The organism is Prauserella marina (assembly GCF_002240355.1).
GTDB classification, from domain to species: domain Bacteria; phylum Actinomycetota; class Actinomycetes; order Mycobacteriales; family Pseudonocardiaceae; genus Prauserella_A; species Prauserella_A marina.
The window spans coordinates 73570-85510 of record NZ_CP016354.1 but is presented as its reverse complement, the minus strand read 5'-3'; the positions used below and the strand labels follow the sequence as shown (position 1 = coordinate 85510).

General features: G+C 69.0%; 12 protein-coding genes. 2 read left to right on the top strand and 10 right to left on the bottom strand.

What is annotated here, in order from left to right:
* Position 1 precedes the first annotated feature (1 nt).
* The 9 genes from BAY61_RS33735 to BAY61_RS32390 are packed head-to-tail and all read right to left on the bottom strand — an operon-like array spanning position 2 to position 9508.
* Positions 2-1249, bottom strand: coding sequence for a DNA translocase FtsK (locus BAY61_RS33735; RefSeq protein WP_211323647.1), 1248 nt, complete (start codon positions 1247-1249; stop codon positions 2-4).
* Positions 1250-1279: 30 nt separating this feature from the next.
* Positions 1280-1705, bottom strand: a complete 426-nt coding sequence (locus tag BAY61_RS32425; RefSeq protein ID WP_091810681.1) for a DUF4913 domain-containing protein — start codon at positions 1703-1705, stop codon at positions 1280-1282.
* Positions 1706-1727: 22 nt separating this feature from the next.
* Positions 1728-3464, bottom strand: a complete 1737-nt coding sequence (locus BAY61_RS32420; protein ID WP_091810682.1) for a type IV secretory system conjugative DNA transfer family protein — start codon at positions 3462-3464, stop codon at positions 1728-1730.
* On the bottom strand, positions 3461-4993 hold the full coding sequence (locus tag BAY61_RS32415) for a hypothetical protein (protein WP_091810683.1): 1533 nt from the start codon (positions 4991-4993) through the stop codon (positions 3461-3463). The genes BAY61_RS32420 and BAY61_RS32415 overlap by 4 nt, the downstream gene beginning before the upstream one ends.
* On the bottom strand, positions 4990-6474 hold the full coding sequence (locus BAY61_RS32410; RefSeq protein ID WP_091810684.1) for an SCO6880 family protein: 1485 nt from the start codon (positions 6472-6474) through the stop codon (positions 4990-4992). The genes BAY61_RS32415 and BAY61_RS32410 overlap by 4 nt, the downstream gene beginning before the upstream one ends.
* Complete coding sequence (locus BAY61_RS32405) at positions 6471-7904, bottom strand: TrbL/VirB6 family protein (RefSeq protein WP_091810685.1); 1434 nt, start codon at positions 7902-7904, stop codon at positions 6471-6473. The genes BAY61_RS32410 and BAY61_RS32405 overlap by 4 nt, the downstream gene beginning before the upstream one ends.
* Before the next feature lie 24 nt (positions 7905-7928).
* Positions 7929-8603 (bottom strand): DUF8175 domain-containg protein, encoded by a 675-nt coding sequence (locus BAY61_RS32400; RefSeq protein ID WP_091810686.1) that lies wholly within the window; start codon positions 8601-8603, stop codon positions 7929-7931.
* A 26-nt stretch (positions 8604-8629) separates the two neighbouring features.
* A complete protein-coding gene (locus tag BAY61_RS32395; RefSeq protein WP_091810687.1) occupies positions 8630-8944 on the bottom strand; it encodes a hypothetical protein in 315 nt (104 codons plus the stop codon).
* Positions 8945-9508, bottom strand: a complete 564-nt coding sequence (locus BAY61_RS32390) for a hypothetical protein (RefSeq protein ID WP_091810688.1) — start codon at positions 9506-9508, stop codon at positions 8945-8947.
* Between the two features lie 56 nt (positions 9509-9564).
* Between BAY61_RS32390 and BAY61_RS32385 the strand changes: the two genes are divergently transcribed.
* Positions 9565-10155 (top strand): hypothetical protein, encoded by a 591-nt coding sequence (locus BAY61_RS32385; RefSeq protein ID WP_143021490.1) that lies wholly within the window; start codon positions 9565-9567, stop codon positions 10153-10155.
* Positions 10156-10169: 14 nt separating this feature from the next.
* Here BAY61_RS32385 and BAY61_RS32380 read toward each other — a convergent pair whose 3' ends face one another.
* On the bottom strand, positions 10170-11111 hold the full coding sequence (locus BAY61_RS32380) for an NlpC/P60 family protein (protein WP_245866331.1): 942 nt from the start codon (positions 11109-11111) through the stop codon (positions 10170-10172).
* Between the two features lie 294 nt (positions 11112-11405).
* Between BAY61_RS32380 and BAY61_RS32375 the strand changes: the two genes are divergently transcribed.
* On the top strand, positions 11406-11819 hold the full coding sequence (locus tag BAY61_RS32375) for a helix-turn-helix domain-containing protein (protein ID WP_091810691.1): 414 nt from the start codon (positions 11406-11408) through the stop codon (positions 11817-11819).
* Positions 11820-11941 lie beyond the last annotated feature (122 nt).

Genomic DNA, 11941 nt, shown 5'->3' with positions numbered 1-11941 from the left:
GTCACCGGTTCCGGTCGCGGTCGCGTTGCCGGGTGGGTTTCGGCGCTGGACGCGGAGGGGTGGCGCGGCTGCGACGGGCGCGGGTTACGGCCTCCTGCGCGGAGTCGGGGTAGCTGGCCCCGGCGATACGTGCGGCGGGAGACCCGTCGGCGTAGATGTTGCCTGCGGGATCGGGTCCGGGGGGCGCGGGCGGGCCGAGGATGGTGTCGAGTTGTTCGGGACGCATCAGGACGTCGCGGGCCTTGTCGCCGTTGGAGGGGCCGACGACACCGAGCTGCTCCAGGTCTTGCAGGGCGCCGGTGGCTTCACTGCGGGAGAGTCCGAGTTTGCGTTGCAGGGTCGGTACCGCGGCGAATTGGGTGCGGGTGACCTCGCGTGCGACCTCCCGCAGTGCGGGGGTGATCTCCGGTTGGACGCGATGGGGGGCGGCTTCCGCGCGCCCGGCAAGGTAGGCCAGGTCGGCAGCGGTGGCGGCGGTGGGGGTGCGCAGCATCGCGGCCTGGGCCTCGGCGAGCCGGTTGTCCCGTACCTCGGGGAATGTGAGATCGAAGAGGTCATCGACGTCGGAGTCGTGGCCGTAGAGCGGCTCGGCGAGGAAGATCACGGCGTTGCGTTGCCCTTGCTCGGCCAGGCCGGACCAGAGGCCGATGCGGGCGTGTACCTGCTGTCTGGTTTCGAACTCCCGGCCGTCCAGATTGGTGGGGATGTGCTCGCTGCTTCGCCGGTAGGTGCTGGGGTTGCGGGGCGTTTGCAGGGTGGGCGGTTCGGCCGCCGGGGACTCGGATTGCTGCTCGGGGGTGGTCTGCTGGGCGTGGGTGAGATGGGCGCTGATGGTGGCGGCGGCGTCCCGGAATCGCGTGCCGCTGCGCAGGTTGTCGAGCACGGCACGCTCGACGCCGCGTTGTTCAAGGAGGTCGTCGAGGACGGTGCGGACGGAGGTGGCGCCGGGGTCGCCAGCGTGTTCGCGGACGGCCGCAAACACCCATTGTTCCTCGATGGCGAGGTCGTCGACGGCAGACCAGTCGTTGGCGCGGGCGGTGGCACCGGGAACCGGTGGCGTGGCGGGGTCGTCGAGGCGCAGGCCGGTGGCCAGCTGGTGGGTGATGCGTTCGCGGTCGCGCAGTTCGCGGTGTTGTTGTTGCGCTGCCGCGGCGTGGAGTTGCTGGGTGTGCTGGGACAGGCTGAGCGCGATGCTCGCAAGCTGGGCCAGGGATTGGGCGACCTCTTTGCTGATTTGATCGAGTTCCACGCTGTGCTCCCGGGTGGCGAGTGGGGTGGGTCAGGTCCAGGTGTCGGACGATGCTGACGTGGGTTCGGGGGCGAACCAGCCCGGCGGCGGGGGTTCACCGGTGAGCAGCAGCTTCGTGGCGCTGTCCTTGTTGTGGCCGGTGCGGCAGTGGTGGAAGGGGCCGTCCGTGTCGGTGATTACGGGCATGTGGTGGTCGGCGACGTCGCGCCACCAGGCGGCCATTCCGGCGGCGTTGTCCAGGCGGGCCAGTTCCCAGGATCGCCACATGCCCTCGAAGCGGGAGATCACCTCGGTGTGTTGCCACCACTGGGGGCACCACACCTGGGATGGGGTCTGCCGGTGTTGCCACACCAGCAGCAGCCAGTCGGTGACCCAGGTCGAGAGGTCGGGGAAGTAGGTCTGGAATGACGTTCCGCTGTCGGCCTCGGTGTCGTGGTCGGTGTCGTGGTCGGTCATGGGTTCTCCGTGGCCGGTGTTGTCACAGGGAGGGCTGGGGGTCCCAGCGGGCGAGCGAGTCGCGGATGTCGTTGGCGTAGGGGCCGGTCATCCAGGGCCGGGTGCGCAGCAGCATCGGGCGGTGCTGGGAGATGAACGCGACGGCCCGTCCTGCGGGGAGACTGGCGAGGTCGGAGACGGGGTAGATGGGGCGGTCGGTGGCGTCGTGGTTAACGTTGGTGCCACCGCGTCCGGTGGAGAGGCTGGTTTTGGGGCGGTCGTAGGTGCCGACCATCTGGGACAGGTCGTGCAGCCAGGCGGGGTCGGCGCCGCCGCCACCGTAGATACGAACGGTGGCCGCGCCCCACAGGGCTTTCATCCCGGCCTCGCCCCAGACTCCGACGCCTTGGGACCACGATTGCAGCACGGTCACCGTCGGCAGCCCCTGGGACCCGAAATGCGAGTACAGCGCGGGCAGTCGCCGCAGGCGCACGACGTTGGCCGCTTCGTCCAGAATCGACAGGCAGGGCGGGTCGAGCCGCCCGCTGGGGGAGCGGGAGGCTCGACGGCGGCCCGCGTTGAACACCGCTGTGGTCAGCGCGGCCACCAAGGGACCGGCGCTGCCTTCGCCTTCCTCGGACAGGCTGTGCAGCGTGTCGGTGGAGGCCACGAAATCCGAGGCGATGAACCGGGGCAGGGTGTGTTTCGGTGGAGTGACCCAGCGCAGGATGTCGGGATTCTCCAGGCAGCTCAGGAATGAGCGTGCGGTGCCGTAGACGCCTTCGCGCTGCTTGTCGGGAAGCTCGGCTTGGGCCTCCAGGGCTTCGGCGGAAAGCAGGTCACCGCTGCGAGTTAGGAGGTCGACGGGGGTGCGGTCGTAGGGGTTTTGCACCCATCGGAAGGTGTCGGACAGGGTGGCTTGGCCGCGGGCGGTGGCCAGCAGCAGCCGGGCCAGCAGTGTCTCGCCTTCTTTGTCGAAATAGGCGTCGGTGCGGGCATCGGCGGCACGGTCACCCATCGCGAAGTGCGAGGCGACTTCGCGAGCGACGTCGATGCTGGTGATTTCCCCGGGCAGGTCGAACCAGAAGTCCTGCCGCAGGCCCAATTTGTCGTTGGGGTCGAACGCCCAGACGTGCCCGGTGCGGGCGCGGACGTCGCGGGTGGCGTCGTGGACGTCGCGTTTGTTCGAGGTGAGCACGACAGGGCCGGGGGCTTCCACAGCCATGGGGATGACCCAGATCGTTGATTTCCCTTTCCGGGGTCCGGCGATGAGCACCATGGTGTCTTCGAAGGAGGCGTGCACGTCCTGCACTGTGCCGACCAGGTCACCGAGGTAGATCCCTGCCTGTCCAGGCCGGTTGTCGATTCCTCCGGGCCGCAGCCGCGCCGCTTTCTTGGCGGTGGCTTTACGGCCGAGGTCGCGGGCGTCGGCGGGGGTGGCCAGGTGGCGGCTCTGCGCATCGATCGTCGTGCCGGACCGACCCCGAACCCGGCGGAACAATCGGGTCGCGAGCACGGCCAGGCCGGTCGCGAGCACGGCGAGTACGGCGGCGCTCACGGTGGCGGCGGTGCCGGGCCACGTGGCCTGCCCGGTGACCAGGCGCAGCAGCCACGCCAGCGGGTTGGTGCCGATGTCGGAGTCGGTTCCGGCGAAGGTGTCGCCGAGTTTCGCGGACAGCCATACCCCGCCGGCCACGGCCACGAGCAGGCCCAGGCCGCCGAACAGGTAACGCAGTTGGGGATCGCGGGGACCGGCGGGTTTCTCGGGCAGGGGGCTCATCGGCGGTCCCGCAGCCAGGCGGTGTCGGTGTTGAACAGGTCGCGTTCGGTGGGGGTGAGGGGCATTTCCACGGGCAGCCCGATCCGCTGCCCGGATTTGATCAGGTAGCGACCCCGGCCGGGGTGCTGGCCTCCGGTGGCCCAGGTTTCCGGTGCCGACCAGCTCGCCACAAGCTGGGCTTCGCGGCTGGAGATGCGCACGATGTCGCCGAGGGCGGTGATGTCGGCCAGGGTGGAGCCGCCGAGGAGCATCACGTTGGCGCGCCCGGCCATGCCGCGGGCTTTCGCGCGGTCTTCTTCGGTGGGCAGGGCGTTGAGGTCGTCCAGGGAGTGGGTGACCTGAATCTGCACGACGCCGCGGTGGCGGTTGAGGCGGGTGAGCTGGTCGGCGTGCTCGACCAGGCCGGGCGCGACGCGCAGGGCCCGCCACAGTTCGTCTTGGATGAGCAACACGTTGCGGGCATGCGCGCTGGCGCGGGCGGCGTCGATCATCGCGGCCGACCAGGACCACGAGCACAGCATCGCCGCGGCGATGACCGCGTCATCCTCATCGGCCAGTTCGGACAGATCCAGTGACAGGGCACTGATGTCGGGGTCGACGGTGACGGTGGAGGGCCGGTCGAACATTCCTTTGATGGCGCCGTCGACGATCAGGTGCAGGCTGTTGATGAGGTCGCGCTGGTCGCGGCCGAACTCGCGGGCATCGGCGCAGTGCGCGGCCTCCAGCAGGTCGGCGGGGGCGTTGCGCAGCACCCGCAGCACATCGGGAATGACCGGCGCGGCGGGCGCGGCGGCGGTGAGGGCGGCGTCGATGGCGCGGCCGAGGACAACCCGTTCGGTGACGGTCATCGGGGTGCGCCGCACGATCACGATCAACGCCTCTAGTAGGGAGATCTGGCGGGCGCGGAGTTTCTCGGCGAGGTCGGTACGAACGTCGGCGGTGGAGGCTTGGGCGAGGGCGCCGCGCAGCGGGCCGCCGTCGAGGGGGTTGATGGCGTGCAACCCGGATCCACGGCCGATGCGGAACACACGGCCGTCTAGCAGTTCCACTAGTGGCGAGTACTCGCCTTTGACATCGCCGGGGATCACCACAGTGTTGCCGAAGGCGGCCATGCCCAGGGCCAGGCGTTTCACGATGGCGCTCTTGCCGATACCCGGCTGTCCTTGGACCCAGACACCACTGTTGGAGATCTGACCGGTGCGCAGCCACTCGCCGATGTCGATGCCGACGGGCTCGGCGGTGAACATGTGCCGCCCGACCGGTACGCCGCGAGGGGCGGAGCCGGACCCGGAGGCGAAGGGAAACAGCCCGCACACCTGGGTGGTGGTGCCCTGGAACAGGGTTCCCGCTTCGACGTTGGCCGAGCGTCCACCGTGGCGGACGGGCCAGCCCCACCAGGCTGGGCGGGGGCGGCGGCGGTAGATCTCCCACGCGGTGGTGGGGTCGACGATGCCCGGCGGCAGCTGTAGAAGCGCGGTGTCGGTTGCGGGATGGTCGGTGTCGTGGGTTTGGGGATCGGTGGAGTTCATCGGCGGGCCTTGCCTGTGGTGGTGGCGGGGTCGATGCCCATGCCCAGGGCGGCCGCGAAGCCTGCGGCGTGGGCGCCGTTGAGGCGCCGCAGCCGCAGTTTCGCTTGCCCTGCTCGTTGTTCGACGTCGGCGATCGCGGCGGGCAGGAAGTCGGCGTGGGGCACGGAGGTGGAGACGTAGAGGGTGAAGGTGCCGACCCCGGCGCCGGCGGATTCCTCACGGGCGGCTTGGCGGGCTTGGGCGTTGTCGTCGATGTCGCGCTGGGTGGTGTCGCGCTGGGTGGTGCGGTTCCACCACTGCCGGATCACCGTGTTGCTGATCTCGGATTCCAGCTTGCGCGCGGCGTCCTCGGCGGGAAACGGGCGGTAGAGGAGTGTGACGCGGCGGGCGTAGGGGCCGGGCGACAGGAGTGGCAGCAACACTTGCGAGATCACCGCTTGCCGGGGTGCTTCGGTGAGTGCCCACGTCACCGAGATCGCGGAGTCGTGGCGCCATAGGTCCCATTCCTCCGTGGCGCGCACGGGGCCGGCCTCTTCCCAGCGGAGAAGTTCGTGCCGGTTGGGAGAGGTCAGCGACCGGGCGGCGTCGGCGCGGGCGGCCGGATCGTAGGCGGTGCGCAGGATCGCGGTGATCTCCTCGGCGGTGAGCCGGTTGTTGTAGGCGATGCCGCAGGGGGCGAGCATCTGCTCGACCCCGGGAAGCCAACGGGTGACCTCGGCAGCGGCGGCAAGCAAGTCGTCCGGTTTGATCGGGGCCACCGCCGGGTCGAACGTGATCGAGATACGGGTGTCGACGTCGGCCACGGCGTCCGGGGTGAGCTCGGCCAGCTCCCGCATCACCGCTTGCGCTGCGGGCGGACTGGTGGGGTCGATACGTTCGGCGATGTAGTCGCGGCTGGAGGAACCCCCGGCGGGCACGGTGTCGGTGGTGATGGCGACATGGTCGATCATCGGCCGGTAGCCCAAATCCGCGAGGAACGCTCCCCAGTTGGCGACCCAGGCGTCGACATCGCTGGAGTCGGCCAGCTCGACACCGAGCGGAGACACGCGCAGTACTGCGGTGATGTGCCCGCTACGGCGATGCCACAGCAAGCCCTGCTTCCCGCCGCGTCCGTCGTCTGTGGACAGTGGCGCGAGCGGGGCCATGACACCGGGAAGGTCGTGGCCGCGGGGATGGTCGGTGAGCATCCCGCCGGACAGATCGGCCCAGCCGCGTTTGCGGGCCATGCTGAACCTGGCCGCGCGCACGATGACTTCGGCGGGGGTGGTGCCGCGTACCCGCACCACCAGCAGCAGCGCCACCACCACAGCCACGCCGATGAGCGGCAGTGTCTCGATCAGGCCCAGCAGTGAGGACGCCAGGGTCGGCACGCCCACGCAGCCCACCAGGACCAGACTTTGGGCCGGGGACAGGTGCCCGATACCCAGTCCCCGGGCCTTGCGCCAGTTTCCGTAGGTGACCGGCTCTGGTGCGGTGGTCATAGGGTCTTTCCTTTGCGAGTGTCGTCATCGCCAGTAGAGGCAGGTGGAGTGGCGCCGCGGGTGACTTCGTTCGCGGCGGCCTGTCCAGCCTGATAGCCCTGCTGGAGCGCTCCCGCCGCTCCGGCAGCCCCTGTGCTGCTGGTTCGGCTGCCGGTCGGGGAGGACGTTCCGCCGGAGGCGGCAGCTCCCGCCGCGCCGGTGGCGCGCGCGCCGGATGGGCTGCTGGTTGGTGCGGTCCCGGCCATCGTGGAACCTGCTGGCCCCGTCGCCGGGGCCGCCCCCGAAGGAGTCGAGGTGGCGGTGTGTGCGTGATCGGCACCCGCACCAGCCGTGGTCGCCGCCCCCGAGGCTGCGCCTACCCCAGAGTCGCCGTTACCGCTGCTGCTGGTGGGCCGGTCGAGGGTGCGGCTGCCGCCGGGCATCCCGAACGTGCCCGAGTTCCCGGCGCCGGTGCCGGGCCCGGTGGAGGTCATGGTTCCGGCCATCGCGGGCGCGGAAGCGCGCCCGCCGCTGCGGGCTGCGGCACCTGCGGCGATCATCGCCGCCCCGGTGGCCAGGCCGCCGCCCCCGCCGGCGCGGGCCCCGATGCTGGTCTCGGCCCAGGAGAAGAACCGCATCAGCGCGGGCAGCGCGAACAGCGACAGGATCAGGATCATCATGCCGACCATGACGGTGCCCAGATCACGGCCTTCCCCGATGAACGTGAACCCGAGCATGTAGATGAAGGCGGCCATGGGTTTGTAGACGACGAGGGCGATCGCGGCGGTGGCCAACCTGGGCCACCAGGGCTTGGTGCCCTCGTTGAGCGAACCGGAGGCCGCCAGGGGGATCATCGCCGCGAGGATCAGGATCCCCGCCTGGCGCAGGAACCCGAGAATCCACTGGAAGAACGCCACCAGCGCCAGCAGCAGGCCGATCATCAGCAACCCGAACGGATTCTGAATGACTTCGCGGGTGAGCATCTCCTGCATGTGGACGCCGAAGTTGCGGGCTGTCTCGCCGATCATCGCTTGGGACAACGCGTCCCCGGCTGTGATGGCCCCGGCCAGCACCGACAGGCCCACGGTCACGATCACGACGTAGCGCACGAGACCGGTAGCGATGTTGACCAGCGGGTCCTTGCGGTTGGACAGGACCAGCCGGATGCACTGCCACAGCAGCGACACCATCAAGATCGTGATCGCGATCGGGATCGTCCAGCTCTGCGCGATGCGCACCGCGTCGGTGTCGGGGTTGACCGTGGGGGTTTGCACCCACCACGTCATCGCCCGCACCAACAAGTCGCCCGCCCACGCCCCGGCGGACTCGGCGACCTTGTCGAAAGCGCTCGTGGCCACGCTCGCGGCGGCGTCGCTGGCCGCGTCTCCCACGACTTCCCCCGCCGCATCACCCACGGCGTCGGCCGCGCAGAACGTGGAGATGATCGGCATCCGGCACACATCAGGCATCGCCGCTCAGCTCCCGTTCCAGGGGACGTAGCCCTCCAGCGAACTCAGTCGCTGCGGCGGTGAGGGGGTGGCGGAGTCCAGGGCGTAGCGCCAATCCCCATCGGCCCAGCGCATCACCTCGGTGGTCGCGATGTAGCCGCCGGGGGAACCGACGACGAGCGTGATCACCGCCGTGGACTCGTCGAAAGACACGACGCGGAACCCGGCCACCGGGGGCGGGGACGGGAGCGCGGAACGGTCGGCGTGGGACATCTGCTCGACGAAGTCCTGCTGCCCCGCGCCGACGATCTGCTGCTCGGCGATCTCGCGCCACTGCTCACCCGGCGCCAAGGTGACGCGGTAGTAGATATTCACCAGGGCCAGCAGCGCACCCTCGGAGGTGTGGGCGAAGCCGGTGGCCACACCGTCCCTGTTCTGGCGGGGACCGTGCACATCGGACAGCGGCAACAGCACGCCCTGATACCGCTGCCAGCGCACCCCTTCTGGCGGCTGAGCAGGCACGGCGGCGTCTGACGAAGCCGGTGCCGAGGTAGCAGGTGGTGGCGGAGTGCTCTCACCGCTGGTGTCACGTCCCAGCAGGAACGCGGCCACCGCCAGGGCGGCCACCACGAGCACACCAACCACGACCAGCGCGATGCGCTTCCCGCGCCGCGCCGAGGGCGGATTGTCCAAACTCACCATGAGGAGATTCCTGCTGTCGAAGGCGGTCAGAGCACGAAAAGGCCGACGATGACGGAGGCGATGCTGCCGATCATCAGTCCGAGCATCGCGGTACCTACGTTGGAGAAGCCTCGCTGGGCCAGGCCGCCGCGGTCAGCGCTGCCGACGGAAATCTTGATGGCACCGAACAAGAAACCGGCCATGCCGGCGACGATAAGGATCGCCTTCATCCCGCCCACGAGCATGTCGCTGTACTGGTTCAACTCTTGGGGCAGGGACGGCTGGGGGTCCGGGACGGGAAACGGTTGCTGCGCCAGCCAGGGCAGGGCCGTGTCGGCGAGCAGGGCAACGATGGTGGACATTTAGTGACCTCCGGCGGGATGAAACGCGAACGGGGTCGCAGACCCCGGCGCGGCAGGTGATGGTTGCGGGGCCCACGACCCAGGGGTGTATAACGCCATATTCGGCGTGGTGTTAGTGACAAGCCGCATCAGCCGCTCGGCGACGTCGACGACCGCGGCGTGGTACTTGATCAGGTGCTTGGGAACAGCGGCGGGGTCGCGGCGGAGAAGCTGCCCGGCTTCGGTGTAGGGGTCGGCGACTTCTCGCCAGCGCGACACCCAGGGCATGCGGACGATGCCGTGCAGGTGTGGTTCCAGCATCGTGAGCTTCGCGCGGGCGTTGCGCGGTATTCCCTCGGCGTCGGTTTGCACGGCGAGGATGACGGGCTGGTGGTTTCCCGAGCGGGTCACGGCGTCCACATGCCACTCGGCCAACGCAAGTGAGTGCACGGTTCCCCGGCACACCAGCACGTCGCAGGGCGTGTAGCGCTCGGCCGGGGGTGCGGTCACACCCAGCGCCAGCGCGAGGGTGCGCGCGCCGACCCCGCCGTCCACTCCGGCCACCACGGGCTGCCTGACGCTCACCTGATCACCTCACGCCTGGTAGAAACAGCCCGCACACCAGCACCAAGGGGGCAGTGATGAACGGGCGGATGCGCGTGCTCGCCGCGACCGGCGCCGCGGTGCTCGTCGCGGGCGGGGTCATCGTGGGCGCCTACTGGCTGGGCGCCGAGCAGAATGAACCGGCCGCGCCCGCGCCGATCGGGCCGAGCGGGTCGGTTCAGACCATCGTGTCGGCCACCGGCGCCGCGACCGAAGCCGATCCTGGTCGGGTCGCGGGTGAGTGGCTCGCGGCGCGTCATTCCTTGCGGGCCACCGATCCGGCCGCTGATGCCTGGCTGCACCGGGTAGCCGAACTGTCGACCTCGCGCCTGCACGCTGAACTGACCGACCAGTTCGGCGGCGGTGGGGGCGGTGTGGCGTGGGCGGATTTCCAGCGGCAGGACTGCACCCGCATCGTCCGGGAGGTGCAGGCACACGTCGCGCAAGCAGCCCCCAGCACTGACACCAGCACCTGGTACCTGGTCAGCGGAACCGCGATCACCTCCTGCGCGCACGACCCGCGGAACCCGCCGTTTCCCGCCGAGCAACCGGTCACCGTCACGCTCAAACTGACCCGCCAGCCCGGCGGGAACTGGTTGGTCGACGACATCACCGACGCCGCCGGATAGTCCATGAATTCGGTTCACAGCACCCTCGTCGCGCGATAGAAGTCGCCGTCCAAGCGCGCCGGGGCGATGCGCACCGTGCTGCCCGACTCCGGTGCCTCGACCATCTGCCCGTCACCCAGATACAGGGCCACGTGGTGGATCGTGGACGGGCCGGTGCCGTAGAACAGCAGATCGCCGGGCAAGAGTTCCTGCCCGGTCAGGTCGGCGCCGGAGGTTGCCGCGTACTGCTCGCGCGAGGTGCGTGGCAGCGTCACCGCACCGCGCGTGCCCTGATGGAAGGCGTAGCGAACCAGCGCGGAGCAGTCGAATCCCACCACGCCGGCGTCGATCTCGATGCCCGGCCCTGGGCCGTCGAGCGTGCCGCCGCCCCAGGCGTAGGGAACCCCGAGTTGATCGGTGGCCGCCGACAACACTGCCGCCGCCGCGTCCGACCCCAACGTTCCGCACTCGATGCCCTGCACCGTGCCCAGTACCTGCTGCGCGGCCACCTCGAACTCGTGATACCGCTCCGGGAACGCCGAGCGCTCCACGGCCTGCGCCGCTTCACCCGGCCGCATGTCCTCCCAGCCCGGCACCTCCAACAGCACATCGAAGAACTTGTTGATCTGGTAGTGCACGTCCTGCAATTGCTCCGGTGTGCCCCAGCCCATCGACGGGCGCATCTGGAAAATGCCCAGCGAATCCCGGTCCCCGTAGTCCAGGTTCCGCAAGCCTGACTCGGCCATCCCGGCCTGCACCGCGATCTGCCATGCCTGTGGCGGCAAACCCCGTGCGGCACCCACGGACACAATGGACTCTGCGATCGCCAACGATTCCTCCCCAAACCCCGCGACCGTGCCATCGGCGGCCATCCCGACCGAGCACGTCCGCCCCGCCGCGGCCACGGCTGGCTGTTCTTCCGTGGACACCACCAGAAACACCACGGCGAGCACCAAGACCACGGGCACGGCGACCACGACACAGCCCCACCGCGCCACCGACCTCATGCCCCAGCGTCCCCTACCTTGTTTACATCAAGAGCGGTAACTGTAAACACGATCACGCTGCGAGCGTCAACAGAGATCGCGGGCCAAGGGGGTGCAACTCCACCTGAATGGCCTAGTCAACGGCGGTTCTGAGTCACGCTCGTGTACCCCGGATAGTCACAACTGCTGCTTACGATCGGTGTCGTTTGTTGTCGACGGTTGTTAACACGTATCGTCAGCGTGCAGCGTTGCCGAAGCCCCTCCCGCCTCGTTTCGGAGTCTGTGATGTCAGGACGACCTAGTTCGTTCGCCGAAAAATTCCAGTACGTCATCGACCGGATGCACCCGCCGGACCGCGCGCCCTACAGCGATCTCGAACTACACAAGGCCCTCGGCGTGAGCAGGCAGTACATCTACTACCTGCGCACCGGAAAACGCGGACAGCCCTCGGGAACGTTTCTCGAACGGCTCACTGACTACTTCGGACTCCCGGCGGAGTTCTTCACCGATGACGAGGTGTACGCCAGAGTCGCGCCACAACTGGAGCAGCTCGTCGAGGAAGCGGAGATCGAGCGCATCGCGCAACGAGTATGGACGCTCTCGCCAAGCGACCGAAAAGCCGTGAGCAACCTGATGGACACGATGCAGGACTATCACCAGCGTCCCCGTGACCAGCGGAAGCGACGTAAACCTCGCTGATCAAAACCGCTGACGGGGTTGTGTCGAAAATGTACGATTCACCGGTCATAAATAGTTTGCCGCGTGCCGGGGCGACCGCCGGGTGCAACCGATCGCGCGTATCGACGGTGATGGAGGCGGGA

What these genes read in the sequence shown, in the direction of transcription:
- BAY61_RS32375 (WP_091810691.1), top strand. Translation starts at nt 11,406, where the DNA reads ATGTCAGGACGACCTAGTTCGTTCGCCGAAAAATTCCAGTACGTCATC.
- BAY61_RS32425 (WP_091810681.1), bottom strand. Translation starts at nt 1,705, where the DNA reads ATGACCGACCACGACACCGACCACGACACCGAGGCCGACAGCGGAACG.
- BAY61_RS32395 (WP_091810687.1), bottom strand. Translation starts at nt 8,944, where the DNA reads ATGTCCACCATCGTTGCCCTGCTCGCCGACACGGCCCTGCCCTGGCTG.
- BAY61_RS32400 (WP_091810686.1), bottom strand. Translation starts at nt 8,603, where the DNA reads ATGGTGAGTTTGGACAATCCGCCCTCGGCGCGGCGCGGGAAGCGCATC.
- BAY61_RS32410 (WP_091810684.1), bottom strand. Translation starts at nt 6,474, where the DNA reads ATGACCACCGCACCAGAGCCGGTCACCTACGGAAACTGGCGCAAGGCC.
- BAY61_RS32420 (WP_091810682.1), bottom strand. Translation starts at nt 3,464, where the DNA reads ATGAGCCCCCTGCCCGAGAAACCCGCCGGTCCCCGCGATCCCCAACTG.
- BAY61_RS32415 (WP_091810683.1), bottom strand. Translation starts at nt 4,993, where the DNA reads ATGAACTCCACCGATCCCCAAACCCACGACACCGACCATCCCGCAACC.
- BAY61_RS32385 (WP_143021490.1), top strand. Translation starts at nt 9,565, where the DNA reads ATGAACGGGCGGATGCGCGTGCTCGCCGCGACCGGCGCCGCGGTGCTC.
- BAY61_RS32405 (WP_091810685.1), bottom strand. Translation starts at nt 7,904, where the DNA reads ATGCCGATCATCTCCACGTTCTGCGCGGCCGACGCCGTGGGTGATGCG.